At 66.7% G+C, this 19,629-nt stretch carries 17 protein-coding genes; 7 read left to right on the forward strand and 10 right to left on the reverse strand.

Annotated elements, in window-relative coordinates:
• Window positions 1–305 precede the first annotated feature (305 nt).
• On the forward strand, window positions 306–1,940 hold the full coding sequence (locus tag DMB80_RS19950) for a fatty acyl-AMP ligase (RefSeq protein ID WP_111511449.1): 1,635 nt from the start codon (window positions 306–308) through the stop codon (window positions 1,938–1,940).
• On the opposite strand, the gene DMB80_RS19955 is transcribed toward DMB80_RS19950, so the two are convergent.
• From DMB80_RS19955 to DMB80_RS19970, 4 genes are all read right to left on the reverse strand, one after another.
• Window positions 1,937–3,601, reverse strand: a complete 1,665-nt coding sequence (locus tag DMB80_RS19955; RefSeq protein WP_240431290.1) for a GGDEF domain-containing protein — start codon at window positions 3,599–3,601, stop codon at window positions 1,937–1,939. The genes DMB80_RS19950 and DMB80_RS19955 overlap by 4 nt on opposite strands.
• Before the next feature lie 124 nt (window positions 3,602–3,725).
• Window positions 3,726–4,796: a glycosyltransferase gene (locus tag DMB80_RS19960; RefSeq protein WP_240431291.1), complete on the reverse strand. Its 1,071-nt coding sequence runs from the start codon at window positions 4,794–4,796 to the stop codon at window positions 3,726–3,728.
• Window positions 4,797–5,001: 205 nt separating this feature from the next.
• Window positions 5,002–5,205, reverse strand: coding sequence for a cold-shock protein (locus DMB80_RS19965; protein WP_046366004.1), 204 nt, complete (start codon window positions 5,203–5,205; stop codon window positions 5,002–5,004).
• Window positions 5,206–5,287: 82 nt separating this feature from the next.
• Window positions 5,288–5,773: a DUF5994 family protein gene (locus DMB80_RS19970; RefSeq protein WP_111511451.1), complete on the reverse strand. Its 486-nt coding sequence runs from the start codon at window positions 5,771–5,773 to the stop codon at window positions 5,288–5,290.
• Between the two features lie 346 nt (window positions 5,774–6,119).
• On the opposite strand from DMB80_RS19970, the gene DMB80_RS19980 reads away from it, so the two are divergent.
• Window positions 6,120–8,312: an MMPL family transporter gene (locus tag DMB80_RS19980; protein ID WP_111511453.1), complete on the forward strand. Its 2,193-nt coding sequence runs from the start codon at window positions 6,120–6,122 to the stop codon at window positions 8,310–8,312.
• A gap of 46 nt (window positions 8,313–8,358) precedes the next feature.
• On the opposite strand, the gene DMB80_RS19985 is transcribed toward DMB80_RS19980, so the two are convergent.
• From DMB80_RS19985 to stpK7, 5 genes are all read right to left on the reverse strand, one after another.
• Window positions 8,359–9,453, reverse strand: coding sequence for a PE-PPE domain-containing protein (locus DMB80_RS19985; protein ID WP_111511454.1), 1,095 nt, complete (start codon window positions 9,451–9,453; stop codon window positions 8,359–8,361).
• 302 nt (window positions 9,454–9,755) lie between these two features.
• Window positions 9,756–9,989, reverse strand: a complete 234-nt coding sequence (locus tag DMB80_RS19990; protein ID WP_111511455.1) for a DUF6480 family protein — start codon at window positions 9,987–9,989, stop codon at window positions 9,756–9,758.
• A complete protein-coding gene (locus tag DMB80_RS19995; protein ID WP_111511456.1) occupies window positions 9,986–10,651 on the reverse strand; it encodes an IF2 family translation initiation factor in 666 nt (221 codons plus the stop codon). Before DMB80_RS19995 ends, DMB80_RS19990 begins: the two co-directional genes overlap by 4 nt.
• A 9-nt stretch (window positions 10,652–10,660) precedes the next feature.
• Window positions 10,661–11,206 (reverse strand): CsbD family protein, encoded by a 546-nt coding sequence (locus DMB80_RS20000; protein WP_111511457.1) that lies wholly within the window; start codon window positions 11,204–11,206, stop codon window positions 10,661–10,663.
• A 70-nt stretch (window positions 11,207–11,276) separates the two neighbouring features.
• Window positions 11,277–13,037 (reverse strand): serine/threonine protein kinase StpK7, encoded by a 1,761-nt coding sequence (gene stpK7 / locus DMB80_RS20005; protein WP_111511458.1) that lies wholly within the window; start codon window positions 13,035–13,037, stop codon window positions 11,277–11,279.
• 286 nt (window positions 13,038–13,323) lie between these two features.
• Here stpK7 and DMB80_RS20010 point away from each other — a divergent pair, with 286 nt between their 5' ends.
• From DMB80_RS20010 to DMB80_RS20030, 5 genes are read left to right on the forward strand one after another with little or no spacing between them, the layout of a single operon-like run.
• Window positions 13,324–14,922, forward strand: a complete 1,599-nt coding sequence (locus tag DMB80_RS20010) for an aldehyde dehydrogenase (NADP(+)) (protein ID WP_111511459.1) — start codon at window positions 13,324–13,326, stop codon at window positions 14,920–14,922.
• Window positions 14,923–14,956: 34 nt separating this feature from the next.
• Window positions 14,957–15,898 carry a 5-dehydro-4-deoxyglucarate dehydratase gene (locus tag DMB80_RS20015; RefSeq protein ID WP_111511460.1) on the forward strand — a complete coding sequence of 314 codons (942 nt, stop codon included), beginning with the start codon at window positions 14,957–14,959 and terminating at the stop codon, window positions 15,896–15,898.
• Window positions 15,898–17,157, forward strand: coding sequence for a glucarate dehydratase family protein (locus DMB80_RS20020; RefSeq protein ID WP_111511461.1), 1,260 nt, complete (start codon window positions 15,898–15,900; stop codon window positions 17,155–17,157). The genes DMB80_RS20015 and DMB80_RS20020 overlap by 1 nt, the downstream gene beginning before the upstream one ends.
• Window positions 17,158–17,196: 39 nt before the next feature.
• Window positions 17,197–17,661: a hypothetical protein gene (locus tag DMB80_RS20025; protein WP_111511462.1), complete on the forward strand. Its 465-nt coding sequence runs from the start codon at window positions 17,197–17,199 to the stop codon at window positions 17,659–17,661.
• Window positions 17,661–18,584 carry a LysR family transcriptional regulator gene (locus DMB80_RS20030; protein WP_111511463.1) on the forward strand — a complete coding sequence of 308 codons (924 nt, stop codon included), beginning with the start codon at window positions 17,661–17,663 and terminating at the stop codon, window positions 18,582–18,584. The genes DMB80_RS20025 and DMB80_RS20030 overlap by 1 nt, the downstream gene beginning before the upstream one ends.
• Window positions 18,585–18,590: 6 nt before the next feature.
• Here DMB80_RS20030 and DMB80_RS20035 read toward each other — a convergent pair whose 3' ends face one another.
• On the reverse strand, window positions 18,591–19,538 hold the full coding sequence (locus tag DMB80_RS20035; protein WP_111511464.1) for a 2-hydroxyacid dehydrogenase: 948 nt from the start codon (window positions 19,536–19,538) through the stop codon (window positions 18,591–18,593).
• Window positions 19,539–19,629 lie beyond the last annotated feature (91 nt).

Below are 19,629 nucleotides of genomic sequence, written 5' to 3' on the forward strand. Positions count from 1 at the left end.
CAAACCGCCGACTCGACCCACGCATGATCCCGCACCCATGGGTGTCAGTCATACCGCCTGATTCGCGGGCTTCGCGGAGATTTCGCCGCTTTCTTACCGATGAGTCAGATCGGCACGCTCTGGCGATGGAATCCATGGCGTTTCACGAAACTCGCGACGGATATCGCGCGCGTCCCCGATCACGGCACGGCTGTCCGTACAGTTGGCATGCACACACATCTGGGCATCGCCATGGGAGGTCAACTCCGCGCTAGTCGTATTCCAGCGGCTCATCCACCACACGGACCTAAGCCTGAGGGGCTGTCTTGAGCCAGTTCACGGAGACCATGTACGACAACGCCCGGCGCAGCGTGCGGGCATTCATCACCGGCGAACCCGACGCACCGCTGCGCCAGTCGTGGCTCGAGGTGCACGAACGGGCGGCCCGCATCGCGGGCGGACTCGCCGCAGCAGGCGTCGGCCCCGGCGACGCCGTCGCCGTACTCGCAGGCGCACCCGTGGAGATCGCGCCGACCGCGCAGGGCATCTGGATGCGCGGAGCCAGCGCGACGATGGTGCACCAGCCGACGCCACGCACCGACCTCGCCCGCTGGGCAGACGAGACGACCGCGATCATCCGCATGCTGGCGGCTACGGCGGTCGTCGTCTCCGAACCGTTCCTGGCCGCGGCGCCGGCTCTGGCCACGCTCGGAGTGACGGTGTTGACCGTCGAGGAACTACTCGCCCACGACCCCGTGCGCCCGGTCGCCACCGACGACGACGCGATCGCTCTTCTGCAGCTGACATCCGGCTCGACCGGCTCGCCCAAGGCGGTGCAGATCACGCACGCCAACATCGTGGCCAACGCCGAGGCGATGACCGCAGCGTGTGATTTCGACCTGGACACCGACGTCATCGTCAGCTGGCTACCGTGCTTTCACGACATGGGGATGACGGGGTACCTGACGGTGCCGATGTACTTCGGGGCCGAACTGGTGAAGGTCACACCGATGGACTTCTTGCGCGACACCTTGCTGTGGCCCCGCCTGATCGACAAGTACCGCGGGACGATGACCGCTGCGCCGAACTTCGCCTACACCCTGTTGGCCAAACGCCTTCGCCGCCAGGCCACGCCCGGGGAGTTCGATCTCTCATCCCTGCGGTGGGCGTTGTCGGGCGCCGAACAGGTGGACCCCCTCGACATGGAAGACCTCTGCGCTGCCGGAGCGCCGTTCGGTCTGCGACCTGGGGCCATGATCCCGGCCTACGGAATGGCCGAGACCACGGTCGCGGTCTCGTTTTCCCCGTGCGGCGGCGGCATGGTCGTCGACCAGGTCGACGCCCATCTGCTGTCCGCGCTGCACCGCGCCGTTCCGGCCACCAAAGGTAATGTCCGACAACTTGTTTCACTCGGACGACCTTTGGATGGGATGGACATCCGCGTCGTCGACGAAGACGGCGCGGAAGTGGCCACCCGCGGGGTCGGCGTCATCGAAGTGCGCGGCGCCGCGGTCAGCGCCGGCTACACGACCGTCGCCGGGTTCCTCTCCGCCCAGGACGAACTCGGTTGGTATGACACCGGCGACCTCGGATACCTGACCGAGACAGGCGAGATCGTGGTGTGCGGGCGCCTCAAAGACGTGATCATCATGGCGGGACGCAACATCTATCCCACCGACATCGAGCGGGCCGCCAGTCGCGTCGGCGGAGTGCGTGCGGGATGCGCTGTCGCGGTTCGACTCGATGCCGGGCTGTCGCGCGAGACATTCGCAGTTGCCGTGGAGTCCACAGACTTCGGAGACGACGACCAGGTCCGTCGAGTGCAGCGCCAGGTTGCACACGAGGTGTTCGCGGAGGTGGATGTGAGACCTCGCAACGTTGCGGTCCTCGCGCCAGGGACGATCCCCAAGACCGCGTCGGGCAAGCTACGCCGCGCCCACGCCCTGGCGCTGGTCAGCTAACGTCCGCGGCCCCGCACGCAATAGGCCGCCAGCACCTGGACCACAGGCGCAATGGCCAGCAGGTCCTCGGGCCCGACGTTCGAGTAGAACTCGGCGAGGTAACGAGCGTTCGGCCCATGCACCCCGACGATCAGGACCGCGCGATAGTTCAACGTGTCGAGCAGTGCCAGCTCGGACGGGTGGGTGCCCGGAATCTCATGAGCCGCAACGAAGGCCGACTCGTTCTCGATGGCGGCTGCCGAGGCGGGATAGTCCGCCAGGTCCCCACCATCGACGCCGAGATCGGTGAGGATCGCCAGTCCCGACCACTTGTCGACGACGATGTCCATCTTGCGCGGTGTCACGACCGCACGACCGTCCTCGGTGAGGATCGACAGTGCGTAGGCACACGTGTTCGCGGCCCACTGCAGTTGAACCGCAAGGACTTCGAGTGCCTCCATGGCCGGCAGGTCGGGATTGTCGGCAAGCACGTCGACGACTTCCTGGCACAGGTCCTCTGCGGCCGATCTGCGCGGACCCCCGGTGGTGCGGCGTCGTGACACACCCGGGAGATCCTCGCTGCGCGCGACCGCGCTGTAGTGGGCGGAGCCGTGTCGCTTCGCCTCGATCAGCGCGGCGTCGGCGGCCTGCAGCAGCGCGCTGCCGGTGCGCAAGTCGACGCCCGCCGCGGCGGCTCCCCACGACATCGTGACCCCGTGGGTCGCGACTTCGGCGAACGCGCGGGTGGCGTGATTGGCGAACCGCTGCGCCTCCTCGAGCGTCGCATCGGCGAGCAGCACGCAGAATTCGTCGCCACCGAGGCGAGCAGCGAGTGCATCGTCGAATGTGCTTGCCGTGTCGTTCAACACGCGCGCCACGAGGCGCAGCAGGTCGTCTCCCGCCTGGTGGCCCCTGGTGTCGTTCACCTGTTTGAACCCGTCCAGATCGCACATCAGTGCCACCGGCGAGCACGAATCCCAGTCGAGTCGCTCGAAACAGCTGTCGACCGCTCGCCGGTTGGCCATGCCGGTCAGAGGATCTTCGAACGCGTACGACGACACCGTGTTCAGCATCTCCGACCGGCCGATGGCCACGGCGGTGTGCGCCGCGATCGCCTGCAGCAGTTGCGCATCGCCGTGGTCGAAGCGCCGGCCGTCGGCTCCACTGGCCCAGATCTCGCCCCACATGGCGTCGCCGTACACGATCGGCACGCCCAGTTCGCACTCCTTGCCCAGGGATTCGAGCAACCGGCGCGATTCCGGTGGGCAGGCGGGATCATCCACACAGTGCAGGTACGTGCGGCCACCGATGATGAGCTCGGCGACGGAGGGGTCCTGCGACGGCTTGTAGAACTCGTCGGTGGGCCAGCGCTCCTCGTGATCGGCCAACGCGCCCACATTGATCAACGTCCGCAACTTACCGGTGTCGCCGTCCCATCGGCTGATCGCCAGCGAGGCCGCACCGACGGCGAGGAGCGCCTGTTCGGCGACGACCTCCAACACCTCGTCGAAGTAGTCCGACCGTAGGACGGCGTCGGAGATGCGCAGCAGCGTCACCAACACCGGAACGTCCGCGGCGTCTCCGAGCAAGTCGTGCAGTGCGGGGAGATGACCGCCGGTACTGGACAGGTGAACCCGCTCGTCCCTGGGTGCGCGAAACGCATCGTTCAACCGTCGAGGCACATTCCCTCGCTTCCCCCGGGCGCCGATCCTCGATGATACGTCGAACCGCGGACCCACACCGTGCGCACGCGGTGATCATGGCTCTCGCTCAACAGATCTCCGCCGCGGCCGTGTGCCGCTCTGATCAGCTGGCGAGGCGCTGCGCAAGCGAGCCGTACGCGCGAGCGACCGTCGACCACGCCATCTCCGGGGCCAATCGGCGTGCCTCGGCAGCCATCTCGCCGGCGAGCCGCGGCTGCGTCAAGACCCGGCGAAGCGCCGCCGCCATCGCATCCGGGTCGTCGTGGTCGACCACGATTCCCGCCCCGCTGGACAGCATCTCCACCGCGTGCGGGAACGCCGTGGCCACCACGGGCCGACCGTTGGCGATGGCCTCCGCCAAAATGGCGGAGTTGACGTGGTCGGTGGAGTCGTAGGGCAGCACGACCACTGCCGCGGACTGAATGAGTTCGGTGAGCATCGCCCGGCTGTAGGAACGAGCGTCGAAGCTGACCGAGTCGGCCACCCCGCACTGCCGAGCCTGCTCGACGCGGGCTTCGCGGTAGGCCTCTCCGTGGACAGACATCTCTGCGGGGTTGGTCTGACCGACGACGACGTATCGGGGGCGGCCTGGAACGTTCTTCAACGACTCCATCGCATCGATGACCCGCTCCACGCCCTTACCGGGTCCGAGTAAGCCCCACGTCAGGATGGTGGGCCGGCTGGGTCGTTTCGGTCGGGGACCGCTCAACGGCGCTCCCCCATGCGGGATCGTCACCACCTTCGCGCGGTCCACCCCGTAGTCGCGGCACAGGCGCTCGTGCGCGGCGCGCGACATCACGACGACGCGATCCGTCGTCGCCACCAGCCGTTCCAAGACCCAGCGTTGGTGCGGATCGGGATTGTCGAGGACCTGGTGCGCCACCGCGATCGTGGGCACCCGGACGGCAGCGATGATCGACAGCACATCGTCACCGTGAGTGCCTCCGTAGATGCCGTAGCCATGCTGGATGACGACGGCGTCGCAGCGATTCAGTTGCGCGGCGATCGACGCGACCGACTCGCCGATCGGCACCTGTCGGGCCTGGCCGGATGCACAGAGCTCGTCGGTGACCTCAACGGTGTCGACGCCGTAGCCGAGCCCGCGCAGACTCTCGGTCAGCGCGGCGCCGAACCGAACCACACCGGAGACGGCAGGCTCTGGCGGTCCGACCACACCTATGCACATTCGGTAACCAAAAGCATTGTCGCCCTTGGAATTCGAGGCGCTGGCCACTGGTCTGTGCGCAGACGATGCGCGGAGCTCGGAAGTTGTCATGGGGTGATCCCGCCTGAGCCCACGGGGACCCCTTGTATGCCTGAAACGAAAAGTGGGCTGGTGAGTGTTGACTCACCAGCCCACGATCGAAAGCTCGTGCCGCTTAGACCGCCGTCACGTTGACGGCCTGCGGGCCCTTCTGTCCTTGCTCGACGTCGAACTCGACGCGCTGATTCTCTTCGAGCGAGCGGTAGCCGCCGCCGGAGATCGCGGAGTAGTGGACGAAAACGTCCTCTGCGCCGCCGTCGGGGGCGATGAAGCCGAAGCCCTTATCGCCGTTGAACCACTTCACAGTTCCCTGTGCCATACTTTTTCAACTTCTCTCATGGGATGAAACGCCAGATTCGGCGTCCCGCCCTAACGGTAGCACGCGCTGCGCGACCGAATGGTCACGAACTGGCGGCCTCGCACCAATTGACGCTCTCGGTGCGCGCGAGACCGACGACGAGACAAGCTGTTTCGTAGATCCGATTGTTGGCCGCATCGATCCTGGGAGGTAATCCCGCCGCTGCCCGCATCACCATCGATCCGAGCGCCTGTGACGTCATGCTCGGGACGACAAGCAGTTTCACCGCCGCCTCACGGCCCACGATCGACATGAGCCGGGGCCGGCGGTAATGACCACCGGGAAGCGCCTTGCGCGATCCGACGGCGATGGTCTCCAGATCCAGCTGACCCTCCGTGGGGGACCAATTGATCTGCATCGTCTCGACCTCGCCGAGCGCGGGGTGCAGCGCCCCGATCAGATCGGGGAGCTCGGCCGCGATCGCCGAGGAATGAGGCCACCACGCCCCGTCGATTACGCCGGTCCGATCAGTCGCGAGACTGACCCGGATCGGCCTCGACGCGCGGCGAGCACGCGGTATGCCGTTCACCGACCAGGCGAATCAGCAGAATGCCTCGGGGTCAGGTCGGAGAACACCGGAGCCTCGACCGGCTCGTCGGATGACGACGCCGGAGCATGTTCCTGCTTGGTCTGGCGATGGGAAAAAAGTTCAGACGATTCCATGAGCACGTCCTCGAATGTTGGGAGGGTTTTCGCCTCGGTGCGGAAGCTTTCGATCGCTTCGCCGGCTGAGCAACCCTGTGTCCGACGATACACCCCGCGGGTCAGGGCGCTGCAGCGTCATCGACATCACACCCTCGTGGCGAATATCCGCCGACGGATCGGGCATCAATGAACACATCAAAATTACTGTTCACCACCCGACGGAGAGATCGATGTCGCGCTACCTGTTCGCCCTCGGTGGGCTCAGCTTCCGCCGCCGCTGGCTCGTGCTCGGCACGTGGCTCGCTGTCCTGATCGGCGTGGCCGTCGCCTTCGTCGGATTCCGGGGCGAGCCGTCGGACAACTTCACGATCCCGGGCACCGAATCACAGCGGGCCGTCGAGCAACTGCAGCAGCGACTGCCGGTGCTCGCCGGTGCCCAGACGCAGATCACGTTCGCCGCGCCGCCGGGACGGACCCTCACCGATCCGACGATCGCGCCATCGATCGACCGGGCCGTGGCTTCCCTGGCCCGGGTTCCCGACATCGCGGCCGCCGCAGGTCCGACGCAGACCCGCCAGGTGGCTCCCGACGGCCAGGTGGGGTTGGGCACCGTCCAATGGCGAGCCCCCATCGGCGAGGTGACCGACGCGTCACTCGACCAGCTCGAAGCGGCGATGAAGCCGGTCCAGGACGCGGGTGTCCGGGTCGAGTACGCCGGCAGCGTGTTCCCCGGATACAAGGTCGACGTCCCACACCTGCCCGAGATCATCGGAATCGCGGCGGCGTTCCTGATCCTGCTGGTGACCTTCGGCGCCATCGTTGCCGCGGGGCTACCGATCCTCACGGCGAGCATCGGCGTCGGCATCGGCGCGCTGGGCATCTTCGTCGTCGCCGCGTTCGTCGACATGCCCTCGGCATCGCTGTCTTTGGCCCTGATGCTGGGCCTGTCGTGCGGCATCGACTACGCGCTGTTCATCCTCAACCGCTACCGCAACAACCTGCTGCTGCTGATGCCGCGCCAGGAAGCGGCCGCCCTGGCCGTCGGTACGGCGGGCGGATCGGTGGTGTTCGCGGCACTGACCGTCGTCATCGCACTCTGCGGCCTCGCCATCGTGGGCATCCCGTTCCTGACCTACATGGGCCTCGCGGCAGCGGTGTCCGTGCTGATCGCGATGCTGATCGCGCTGACCTTGCTGCCGGCCCTGTTCGGCTTCGCGGGCGGCAGAGTCGCGTCCTTCATCGAACCCCCGCTGCAGCCCGGCCGTCCCAAGCAGGTCGCGCAGGTGGCGGCGTACACCCCGCACCGCACCCTCGGCGCCAGGTGGGCCCGGTTCGTCGTGCGGTTCCGCGCGCCGCTGCTGGTGGGTGGGGCGGCAGCGCTCGTCGTCATCGGCCTCCCGGCGCTCGGCCTGCACCTCGGCCTGCCCAGCGGAGCGTCACAGCCGGAGTCGAACACGTCCCGTCAGGCGTACGACCTGACGGCCGCACATCTGGGCCCCGGGTTCAACGGACCGCTTCTGGTGGTGGCGGATCTGACCCGGGCCACCGATCCACGTGCGGCGCCCACGCTGGCAGCCAACCTCAGCCGAGAGGACGGCGTCGCGGTCGCCGCGCCTGCCGGCGGCGACGACCGGACCGCCGTCATCCAGGTCATTCCGACCAGCGGCCCCAACGACACCGCGACCGCGGACCTGGTCACCACGATTCGCGCCGACCGCGACGAGATCGAAGGAAACACCGGGGCAACCTTCCTCGTCGGCGGAAACACCGCGTCCAACATCGACACCTCGGCCAAGCTCTCGGCCGCACTGCCCGTGTTCTTGCTCGTGGTCGTCGGGTTGGCCTTCGTCCTGCTGACCATCGCGTTCCGCGCAGCACTGGTCCCGCTGACCTCCATCGCCGGATTCCTCCTCTCGGTGTTCGCGGCACTCGGCGTTCAGGTGGCAGTCTTCCAATGGGGTTGGGGTGCATCACTTCTCGGCATCACCCCGGGAGAGACGATCAGTTTCCTGCCCATCATCGTGCTGGCGATCATCTTCGGCCTCTCCAGCGACTACGAGGTCTTCGTGGTGTCGCGGATCAAGGAGCAGCTCGGACACGGTGACGACGCATCGACCGCGGTGCGGCACGGTGTGGGGTTGTCGGCACGGGTGGTGACGGCTGCCGCTCTGATCATGTTCGGCGTGTTCATCGCGTTCGTGGCGGGCAGTGATCCGATCATCAAGTCGGTGGGCCTCACCCTGGCCGTCGGCGTGTTCCTCGACGCGTTCGTCGTCCGACTCACCCTGATCCCGGCGGTGATGGCCATGCTGGGGGATCGAATGTGGAAGCACTCCGCGTGGTTCGACAGGTTCGTGCCGGACCTCGACATCGAAGGCACGGCGTTGGAGGCCAAGCACTCTCCGCCGGTCCCCGTGTCCTGACGCGACGAAGCCCCGACCAGTCAGGTCGGGGCTTCAGCCGGGTTCGTCACGCGTCGGCGCGCGCCGCCTTCCGTTCCTCACGCTGAGCTGCCCGGGCGGCCTTCGCCTGCGCACGGGCTTCCCGCTTGGCGGCCTTGACCTCCGCGCGGTGCGTTGCGCGCGCCTCACGTTGTGCGGCGGCATCTGCGCGGGGCGTGGGGTCTGCCTGTGGCTCCGGGGTGTCCACGACGGGCGGCGCCTCGACCGCCAACGATTTCACGGGCGAGGTGGTGACCTTGTCGTTGCGGCTGTAGCCCGCGTCGATCTTCGCTTTCAACGCAGCCTCCTGCGACTTCAGCTTCGGATTCAATTGCACCAGAGGCAAAGTGGCAGTGGGGACCAGGTAGTGGGTGGTCGTACCACCCTGCGCGTTGGTCTCGACGGTGATGTTCTTCGCCGGAACGGACGCGAGGCTCCCGTACATCACCGGCACGTGAACGACGATCGCCCCGGCCATCGCGTTCGCCACCGCCAGCGCGTTCCACGGCCGGTCGGGGAAGTCTGCGAAACCGTCGTATTCGCCGGTGACGACGACGACGTCGTACGGCGTGACCGGTGCGGGCTGGTAGGTGTAATTGAGCTTGGAGCTGTACTTGGTGGAGTTCTTGATCAACTCCTGCCTGCTCGAGTCCTCGACCACGATGAACTCGATGTCGTCGGGATTCGGCAGCTGCCCGCTGGCGACCATGTTCCGCATGACCTCGTTCACCACCAGCGAGCCTGCCGACAGTCCGACGACGGTGACCTTCTCACCGTTGATGACGTTGCCGTTCGCATCCCGGGACAGCTGGGCGAGACCGGTGTTGATCGCGGCGGTGAGATTGGTGACGCCGATGTTGATGGAGTCACCGAGGTTCTTGTCCGTCTTGCCGGTGATCGGACCAGCCTGCGCGGGCCACGTGACGTTCACCCGTTTCTCGTTCTTGAACTGACCGCCCAGCAGCGGCGCCATCACGTTGTCGCCCATGGTGCCGGCGCCGATTCCGCCGATGATCAGCGCTGAGCTACTGGCCCAGGATGTCGCGGCGCCGGTGAGTGCGAGGGATGCGGAGGCAAACGCGATGCCGCATGTGAGGGAGGCTTTGCGGAAGATGGTGCTCATGAGGTTCCCCGGATCTACGTGATAAGTGTCGAAACGCCATCTCGTCGGCGTGACACGAGCGTAGAGCCGGAATCCGACTTTCCATCAGCAAATCAGAAAGTTTCCCATTATGGGTTATACAGTTACTTTAATTCTATCAATATTACCGCTTTGAACAGGTATTACACAGATTTATGCCGTCCTAAGCAATTCCGAAGAGTAGTCATTCAAGATCTCCAAGCATATTTCTTGCTTACGCAACAAGTGACCTGCAATTTTCCGGTACGGAGCGTGCCATTTTCTCTGCGACGCACCAGAGCCGCTCACAACTGGATGATCAACACGATTGCCACGACCGCGAAAATGACGGCGAAGAGAGCGACCGCAGCAATGCCGACGGCCGCGCGCGGATTCAAGTTCTTGCCCGCCGTCGGATCAGGGTTCTTGGTGGCCGACGTCTGGGCCGACTGCGGTGAGATCTCCCCCGGGGGGACACCCCCAGCGCGCTCCTCGCTGGGGGTGTCCATGGGGTCGGGATCAGGCAGCAACGCGGTCACGACGAGTTTCCTTGTCGCGCTCGCTCACTGTCGCTGAGATCCTCCAACCTGTCTGCCCGGGCTCGCGCTCCCGTCGCAGCTCGGCGTTTGTCAGCCGCATCGTCGAGTTCCCGGTCAGCGACGTCGGTCACCGCCTTCTCGGCCGCCTTGCTCCGGTTCTGTGCGCTGCGCTTGGATTTCTCTGCTGCAGCGACGCTTTGGTCCGCCGACTCGGCGATCGCCCGCTTGGCCTCCGCTGTCCTTTCGGCAGCGTCTCGGGCGGCCTGACGCTTCTCTTGCTCTGCGTCCTCACGAGCGGACGCGACGCGCTGCGCCGCATCGTCACGTGCCTGTTGCGGTGCTGTCGCGGCCTTCTCGCGTTTCCGGGCCAGCTGATCCTGGGCCTGCTCTTTCTTCTGCTCGGCCAGCTCGTCGAGGCGCATCGCTTCGCCCAGCGCAGCAACGCGCTGAATGCGTGAGATCCCGCTCTCCTCGAGAGCGCTGTCCCTGAGCGCATTACCAGCGGCAGCATCGAGGGCTCCCACCGCACGTTCGTACATCAGCCGGCCCGGCGCCTCCTGGTCGACGAGGGGCAGGACTCGGTCCTCGACCATCTGTAACGGTGTTCGCGCAAGCCGGTATTGGAACCGCAGGATCGCGAAAGGCAGGTCGGAGAGTTTCATCAGGTCCTCCTAGGAATGGGGATCGGCGGACTCGGCGCGACGGCGCAACCTGTCGGCCTCGGCTTCGGCGCGCGCCGCGTCGGTCACCTCGCCGCGGTACTCATCGAGCGCCGCATCGTATTCGGACTGCGCCTCCGCAACCTGCTGGCGTTCCTGGGCAGACGCGCGCAGCGCCTCACTTTGCGCGTCGGCCTCGGCCTGGGTTTGCGCTCGGGCCGCGTCGCGGCGTCCCGCCTGCTCGGCAGCAGTCTGTTGCGCAGCTTCCTGGGCACGCACGGACGTTTTGGCCTCGGCCGCACGGACTTCCGCGGCTCGACGCTCCTGCGCACCCTCACGCTGGGCTTCTGCGGCCATGTCTCGCGCCTCGGCAGCTTCAGCGTCTGCTTCAGCGTCGACGCGACTGGCCTCACGGCGTTCCTTGGCCTCGGTCTGCTCGAGTTGGCCCTGCGCGGTCAACGAGTCGTTTCCCGTCACCGCCCCGGCCACTTCTTTGGCCTTGCCCTTCACGGAATCCACGAAGCTCTTCCGCGTCTGGGCGGCGTTGTCGTCGGTCATCTGGCCTCCTTCAGGGAGGGGGCTACCCGGGCTGACCCGATCTACACCGACGATTGCGCGGCGCGGATTCTCACTTCGTCGCGCCGTTGATGGCGGGGCGGTCGATCATGCCGCGCTCGACACCCCACATGTTCGCGATGGCCCGATACTCGCCGCTGTCCATCACGTGCTCGAGCGCCCGGCGCAGCGCCTCACCCAATGGGGAGTTCTTCTGCACCGGCCAGCCGTACGGGGCCGAGTCGAACACGTCTCCGGCAGGCACCAGATCACCGCGGCTGAGCTTGATCGCGAACCCGGTGACCGGTGAGTCAGCCGACATCGCTTGCACCTCGCCTTTGAGCAGTGCCGTGGTGACCTCGTCCTGACTGGTGAACACGACGATCTCCACCGGCGCCAGTCCCGCCGCTGTGCACTCGTTGCTCTTCCTGGGTAGCTCGTCGGTCTCTTGCAGAGTCCCCTGCGCCACACCGATTTTCAGTCCGCAGGCCGATGCCGGACCCAGTGAGGTGCCCGGTCGGCGCGCCCACTGCGTACCGGCGCGCAAATACGTCACGAAGTCGACCAGTTCTTCGCGATCGGCCGTGTCGGTCACCGATGAGGAGCCGATGTCGAACGAGCCGTCGACCACTTTCGGCAGGATCGAATCGAACGGCGTATCACGGAAATCCGGCACCAAGCCCAGTACCCGGGTGACCGCCTTCGCCAGTTCCACGTCGAAACCCGTCAGCTGACCGTCGGTGTTCTTGAACTCCATCGGCGCATAGGGAACGTTGACGCCGATCACCAGCCGGCCCGTCTCGCGGATGTCAGCCGGTACGGCGGCAGCGATCGACGCCACAGCGCCGTCGGGCAGCTTCTCCGGAGTCTCCGAGGTGCCACGCCACGGCGCCCACGTCCATAGTCCGGCCGCACCCGCCGCGAGAACGACCACCGCGGCCGCCGCCGAGAGCGCCTTGACCGGTATCCGGCGTCGAGGCCGAGCCGCGTGCCGAGAGCCACGGCCGCCACGGGGCACCGGCGCAGTCATGGCGCGCCGCGCCGCGGCAGCCAGTTCGCCCGCACTCTGGTAACGCTTCTCCGGCTTCTTGGCCATGCCCTTCGCTATGACTTCATCGAACGCGGCCAACCGAGGATCCGTCGCCGACGGGCGCGGCAGCGGTGACACCATGTGGCCGGCGATCTGCTGTTCGAGGCTGTCGGCGGGATAGGGCCGCGAACCGGTCAGGCACTCGTACAGCACGCAGGTCAGCGCGTAGATGTCGGATCGCCGGTCGACTTCGCCGCCCTCGAATCGCTCCGGCGCCATGTAGGCCAAGGTGCCCAGGGTGCTGCCCGCGGTGGTCAACCCGTGCTCCCCCGCTGTGCGGGCCAACCCGAAGTCGATCAGGTACACGAAATCGCCGCTGGTGATGAGGATGTTGGACGGTTTGATGTCGCGGTGGATCAGACCTGTCGCGTGGGCGGCATCGAGAGCCTCGGCGACCTGTTCGACGATGCTGACCGCGAACTCTGCACCGAGCGGCTTGTCGGTCTCCTCCAGCATCGTGCCGAGGTTGCGACCCTCGATCAGCCGCATGTCGAGGTAGAGGCGGCCGTCGATCTCACCGTATCCGTGGATCGGGACGACATGCGGGTCGTTCAGCCCCGCAGCAGCCTGTGATTCCCGCCGGAAACGCTGCTGGAAGACGGTGTCGGCGGCCATGTGGTGGGGCAGGACCTTGAGGGCCACCACACGATCGGTTCGCGTGTCGTAGGCCCGATAGACCTCACCCATGCCGCCCTGGCCGATGAGCTTCTCGAGTCGGTAGGGACCGAATGGTGTCGCATTCACCGGTGTTCTCCTCGGCTGCGGCCAAACGGTCTGTCGAAACGATCGACATCAGGTTTGCCGGGGCTGCCCCGGCGCATGTCACGAACGTACGACCGGTTGCCCACATCGGACATCGCGGTCAAAACGTTCTACCACGGCACAGCAGCTGCTGCTTTTGTTGAGCGAAAAGCCGACGTCGGGCTGCACACCGCACTCTCGCCGCGACGATGTATCAATGCTCGTTGAGCATCAATCGAGTGGTAAAGGGTCTTGGACAGGCATCGACGCGCCTCCTACCGTTGACGTCATGACAGCGACGATGTCTTCCGCCACGGGCCTCACCGGCCAGATGATCATCGCCGGTACCCCTGTCCGCGGAACGGGAACCGAAGTGCGTGCCTACGACCCAGCCGCCGACCGGGCGCTCGAACCGCCGTACTTCCACGGCGATGCCGGTGATGTCGAGGCTGCCTGCACTGCCGCGGCCGAGGCGTTCGGAACCTACCGCTCCACGACATCGGAGGAACGGGCCCGGTTCCTCGAGGCCATCGCCACCAACGTCGAAGCCATCCGCGACACGCTGATCTCCCGCGCCGTCCTCGAATCCGGACTGCCGCAGGCTCGCATCACAGGCGAGGTGGGCCGCACCACCGGCCAGCTGAGGCTCTTCGCCAGTGTCCTGCGGGAAGGCAGCTGGAACGGCGCGCGTATCGACCCCGCCCTTCCCGATCGAACTCCGGCTCCGCGCCCCGACCTGCGACAGCGGACCGTTCCGCTGGGCCCGGTGGCCGTGTTCAGTGCGTCTAATTTCCCACTGGCGTTCTCGGTGGCCGGCGGCGACACCGCGTCCGCATTGGCCGCCGGCTGCCCCGTCGTCGTCAAGGGCCACGACGCACACCCCGGCACCTCCGAACTGGTCGGCCGGGCGATCTCCGATGCCGTGACCGCAGCAGGTCTGCCCGCAGGGACGTTCTCGCTGCTCTTCGGCTCAGGACCGGACCTCGGTATCGCACTCGTCACCGATCCACGCATCAAGGCTGTCGGGTTCACCGGCTCCCGTTCCGGTGGCACCGCACTCGTCGCGGCCGCCGCGGCGCGTCCCGAACCGATCCCGGTGTACGCCGAGATGAGCTCCATCAACCCCGTCTTCCTGCTCGACGGAGCGTTGGCCAACCGCGGCGCGGATCTCGGCCGGGCATTCGTCGCCTCACTCACTATGGGCTCGGGACAGTTCTGCACGAACCCCGGTCTGGTCATCAGTGTCGACGGCCCGGGCCTGGACACCTTCGTCGAGGCCGCCCGCGACGCGCTCGCCGGCGCCCCGGCGACTCCGATGCTGACGCCCACCATCGCGCGCAGCTACGCCTCGGGCGTCGAATCGCTTCGACAAGGCGCCGAGCTGGTGGCCCGCGGCGAAATGCAGGAAAGCCAAACATCCTGCCGAGCAGCGCTTTTCATCACGAACGCATCGACCTTCCTGGCCTCCGATACCCTGCAGGCCGAGGTCTTCGGGTCGTCGAGCGTGATCGTGCGCTGTGCCGATCTCGACGAGATGCACGCCGTGGCAGCCGGTATGGAGGGTCAACTGACCGCCACCGTGCACGCCGACGAGATCGATCACCCGACGGCGGCCGATCTGTTGCCGCTGCTCGAGCTCAAGGCGGGCCGGATTCTCTTCAACGGCTGGCCGACGGGAGTCGAGGTGTGCCACGCGATGGTCCACGGCGGCCCCTCACCCGCCACGTCGGACTCGCGCACCACGTCGGTCGGCTCTCGCGCCATCGAACGTTTCCTGCGGCCCGTCTGCTACCAGGACGTGCCCACGTCTCTGCTACCTCCGCCGATCACCGACGGAAATCCAGAGCACCTGTGGCGGCGCATCGACGGCCGGCTCACGCAGGACTGACACCCCACCACTGACGAACGAGGAGCCCCAACCCATGCGTCCGATTTCGCGCCCCGACTTCCGCGGCGTCCTGTTCTTCCCGGTCACACCATTCGGCACGTCCGGAAGCGTCGACTTCGACGCGCTGGCCGCGCACATCGCGCGGGGCGTGGACGCGGGCGCCGGCGGCGTCTTCATCGCCTGCGGCACCGGCGAGTTCCACGCCATGGACGATAGGGAGTTCGGCGACGTCGTCCGCACGGCCGTCGACGTGGTCGGCGGCCGGGTCCCGGTCTACGCCGGCGCCGGTGGCTCCGTGGCACAGGCCAAGCGCTTCGCGGTAGCAGCGGAACACGCCGGGGCCGACGGGCTCCTGCTCCTACCGCCCTACCTGGTGGAGGTGCCGCAGGCCGGTCTCGTCGACTACACCCGGGCCGTCGCGGCGGCCGCACAGCTGCCCGTGATCGTCTACAACCGCAACAACGCACGATTCACCGAGGAATCCGCCGTAGCAGTCGCACGTATCCCGAACGTCGTCGGATTCAAGGACGGCACCGGCAATTTCGACCAGGTCGCTCGAATCGTGCAGGCCGTCACCACGACCGTCGATCCCGATTTCCTCTTCTTCAACGGTCTGCCCACCGCAGAGACGACACAGCTCGCGTTCCGGGCGATCGGCGTTCCGCTGTACTCGTCGGCCACGTTCGCCTTCGCACCCGATCTGGCGCTGGCCTTCTACAACGCGTTGGAATCCGGGAACCAGGGCCTGGTCGACGCCTTGCTCAACGCGTTCTTCATCCCCCTGGTACGGCTGCGCGACACCGTCCCGGGCTATGCGGTGTCGCTGGTCAAAGCCGGCGTCACGATGGCAGGCATCCCCGCCGGTTCCGTGCGCCCGCCGCTGGTGATGCCGACGCCGGACGACCTCGCCGAACTGGCTTCGATCGTCGAGGCCGGGCGATCCGTCGTCGCCGACGCGCTGGCCCAGGCACGCTGATGCCGGCCATCCGGATCACCGGAGCCCGGATCACGCCGGTGGCGTTCGCTGATCCGCCGCTGCTCAACACCGTGGGCGTGCACCAGCCGTATGCACTGCGGGCAATCATCCAGCTGGACACCGACGCAGGCTTGGTCGGCCTGGGTGAGACCTACGCCGACACCCGCCACCTCGGCCGGCTCCATGCCGCCGCCGATGCGATCACCGGACTGGATGTCTTCGCGCTCAACGCCATTCGTGCGGAGATCGCCGAACGGCTCAGAGGCGACACCGCCGCGGTCGGTACGGCGGGCATGATCACCACAGCCAGTGCGGTCGATCAGGTGTTGTCCCCGTTCGAGGTGGCATGCCTCGACGTCCAGGGCCAGGCACTGGACCGCCCGGTCTGCGATCTGCTCGGCGGTGCCGTCCGTGACGCCGTGCCGTTCAGCGCCTACCTGTTCTACAAGTGGGCAGCTCACCCCGGCGCCGAACCCGACCGGTTCGGAGAAGCACTCGATCCGGACGGCCTCGTCGCCCAAGCTCACCACATCGTCGACGAATACGGCTTCACCGCAATCAAACTCAAGGGTGGCGTCTTTCCCCCCGACGAGGAGATGGCGGCCATCGAGGCCTTGTCCCGCGCATTCCCGGGTGTCCCGCTGCGGCTCGACCCCAACGCGGCATGGACTCCGCAGACCGCGGTGAAGGTGGCCTCCGGATTGGCAGGGATCCTCGAATACCTCGAAGATCCCACACCGGGCCTCGACGGTATGGCGGAGGTGGCCGCGCAGGCGCCGATGCCCCTGGCCACCAACATGTGTGTGGTCGCGTTCGACCAGCTCGCTCCTGCCGTCGCGAAAAATTCTGTCCGCGTTGTCCTTTCCGATCACCACTACTGGGGTGGGCTGCAACGCTCGCGACTGCTTGCGGGAATCTGCGACACGTTCGGGCTCGGCCTGTCGATGCACTCGAACTCACATCTCGGCATCAGCCTCGCCGCGATGGTGCACCTCGCCGGGGCAACGCCGAACCTGACCTATGCCTGCGACACCCATTGGCCGTGGAAGACAGAAGACGTGGTCAAGCCCGGGGCACTCCACTTCGTCGACGGTGCCGTCCCGGTGCCCCGCGGCCCCGGCCTCGGCGTGGAGATCGACGACGAGGCGCTCGACACACTGCATCAGCAATACCTTCGCTGCGGTATCCGCGACCGGGACGACACCGGCTACATGCGTACCGTGAACCCGGGCTTCGAGCTGCTGAGCCCGCGTTGGTAGAGCCTTTCGCGGCACGACCCGGAGCTCTACGGTGAGAGGATGGCAGCGATCGAGGCCGTCCACCCACCGGATGCCGTACTCAAGACCATCAATCCGATCCTGCGGCGCGCACTTCCGACACCCCTCGGCAGGCTGATCGGCGAGTTCATGTTGCTGCGCTTCACCGGTCGCAAGTCCGGCCGGCGCTTCGCCATTCCCGTGAGTGCACACCATCTCGACGGCAACCTCTACGCGGTGATGGAGGCACAGTGGAAGTACAACTTCCGCGGTGGGGCCGACGTCGAGGTGTCCCATCTCGGGCGCACCTCGCCGATGCGCGGCGTCCTGCTGACCGACTCGGCGCAGGTCGCCGACATCGTCGACCAGCTTGCGACCGCCTACGGCGCCAAGAAAGCGCAACGGATGATGGGCCTGAAGTTCGACCGGGTGCCCACCCCCCAGGAGTGGGATGAGGCGGTCGCACGCATCCACATCTCCGTGGTCTCCCTGACTCCCGGACGCTGATGTTCTCTCTGGCGCGATTGCAGTGCTTCGTCGCGGTCGCCGAAGAGCTGCATTTCGGCCGGGCGGCCGAACGCCTGCACATGACGCAACCCCCGTTGTCCCGTCAGGTTCAGCAGCTCGAGAGCGAGCTCGGCGTACAGCTCATCGACCGCACCACCCGAACCGTCACGCTGACGCCGGCGGGTGCCGCGTTCCTGCCGGACGCGCGGCGCATCCTGCAGCTGGCCGAAGGGGCCGCGCAGACTGTGAAGCGGGTCCCCGCAGGGGATCTGGGTACGGTCGTGATCGGATTCACCGCGGCGTCGGCGCACGCGGTGCTGCCGCGACTGCTGGAGCGTGCGCGCGAAAGACTGCCCGACGTGACGCTCGATCTGCGCGAGATGGTGACCGCAGCCCAGATCGAGGGGCTGGCGACCGGCGAGCTCGACCTGGGCATGGCGCGTCCGCCGCTGAAACGGCCAGGGCTGGTGTCGCGGCCGCTGCTGCACGAGCAACTGATCGCGGCTCTGCCCTCGGGTCACCCGCTGGCCGAGCTGCCCCGGCAGTTGACGCTCACCGACCTCGACGGGCAGGACGTCGTGATGTATTCGCCGGTGCAGGCACGGTATTTCAACGAACTGCTCATCTCGACCTTCACCATCGCCGGCGCCACGCCGCGGTATGTCCAGTACGTGACACAGGTGCACACGATGCTTGTGCTCGTACGCTCGGGCATCGGAATCGCGCTGGTACCGGCATCGGCGGCCACGCTGCACCCCGAGGGCGTCGTGTTTCGGACGATCGGGGCGTTTCGCGAACGGCCCGTCGAACTCGACGCCGTGTGGCGGGGCGACTCGACGAACCCCGCTCTGCTGCGAGTACTGCGAGATGTGCTTCCCCCGCAGGAGTGGACGACCGACGACCTCGTCGAAACCGTCGACTGACGTCGATCAGACCGGCGTGACCAATTGCCCTGTCTCGAGGAAGCTCTCCAGGTTGCGCAGGGTCAGTGCCTCCATGGCCGCGCGCGTCTGCACCGTGCCGCTGGCCACATGCGGGAGCAACACCACCGTGTCCAGCCCGTAGAGCACCTCGGGCACCTTGGGCTCGTGGGCGAACACGTCGAGCCCGGCGCCCGCAAGCCTTCCTTGCACGAGTGCTGACACCAGGGCGTCCTCGTCGACGACGCTGCCGCGAGCGATGTTGATCAGATAGCCGTCGGCGCCGAGCGCGTCGATGACCTCACTACCGACCAAGCCGCGAGTGCCCTCACCACCGGCCGCGGCGATCACCAGAACGTCGACCTCCCGCGCCAGCTCCACGGGGGACGCCGCGTACGCATAGGGCGAATCGGTCACGCGGTGGCGATTGTGATAGCTGATGGTGCAGCCGAAAGCGTTGAGCCGGTGGGCGATTGCAGAGCCGATGCGACCCAGACCGATGATGCCGACGCGGGTGTTGCTGACCTGGCGGGTGAGCGGATAGGAGCCTTCGACCGGCCACCGACCGGCCCGTACATATCGGTCGGACGCCGAGAACTTCCGCAACGTGTCGATCAACAGACCCACAGCCGTGTCAGCCACACAATCGGTCAGCACATCGGGTGTGTTGCTCACCCCGATTCCCCGGGCTTCGGCCGCGTCCACGTCGGTGGTGTCGTAGCCGACGCCGAAGTTGACGATCGCGCCGAGATGAGGCAGTGCAGCCATCAGCTCGGCATCCACGCCGGTGCGACCGGACGTGACCACCGCGGTGACCTCCGCGCCGTGTTCGGCGAGGAATGCTGCTCGCTCGTCCCCGGACTCCGGGAGCGTCTTCGCGAGGTACTCCTGGGCAAGCGTCTGCTCGAGCGACGGCTTGAGGGGACCGACCTGCAGAACCGCACCATTGATGCTCACAGCGCACCACGCTACGGCGACCTGCGAATACCCGTCTACGTCCGAATTGGCATGAACTTATAGCCAAACGGCATCGGCAGCTCTGTGCGCG

Source organism: Mycobacterium kyogaense, assembly GCF_003254575.1.
In the GTDB taxonomy this organism is placed as follows: Bacteria; Actinomycetota; Actinomycetes; order Mycobacteriales; family Mycobacteriaceae; genus Mycobacterium; species Mycobacterium kyogaense.

Excerpts from the sequence above, each read along its gene's own strand:
- DMB80_RS20015 (WP_111511460.1), top strand. The coding sequence starts at position 14,957 with ATGCGTCCGATTTCGCGCCCCGACTTCCGCGGCGTCCTGTTCTTCCCG.
- DMB80_RS19995 (WP_111511456.1), bottom strand. The coding sequence starts at position 10,651 with ATGAAACTCTCCGACCTGCCTTTCGCGATCCTGCGGTTCCAATACCGG.
- DMB80_RS19985 (WP_111511454.1), bottom strand. The coding sequence starts at position 9,453 with ATGAGCACCATCTTCCGCAAAGCCTCCCTCACATGCGGCATCGCGTTT.
- DMB80_RS20030 (WP_111511463.1), top strand. The coding sequence starts at position 17,661 with ATGTTCTCTCTGGCGCGATTGCAGTGCTTCGTCGCGGTCGCCGAAGAG.
- DMB80_RS20010 (WP_111511459.1), top strand. The coding sequence starts at position 13,324 with ATGACAGCGACGATGTCTTCCGCCACGGGCCTCACCGGCCAGATGATC.
- DMB80_RS19965 (WP_046366004.1), bottom strand. The coding sequence starts at position 5,205 with ATGGCACAGGGAACTGTGAAGTGGTTCAACGGCGATAAGGGCTTCGGC.
- DMB80_RS20000 (WP_111511457.1), bottom strand. The coding sequence starts at position 11,206 with ATGACCGACGACAACGCCGCCCAGACGCGGAAGAGCTTCGTGGATTCC.
- DMB80_RS19980 (WP_111511453.1), top strand. The coding sequence starts at position 6,120 with ATGTCGCGCTACCTGTTCGCCCTCGGTGGGCTCAGCTTCCGCCGCCGC.
- DMB80_RS20025 (WP_111511462.1), top strand. The coding sequence starts at position 17,197 with ATGGCAGCGATCGAGGCCGTCCACCCACCGGATGCCGTACTCAAGACC.
- DMB80_RS20020 (WP_111511461.1), top strand. The coding sequence starts at position 15,898 with ATGCCGGCCATCCGGATCACCGGAGCCCGGATCACGCCGGTGGCGTTC.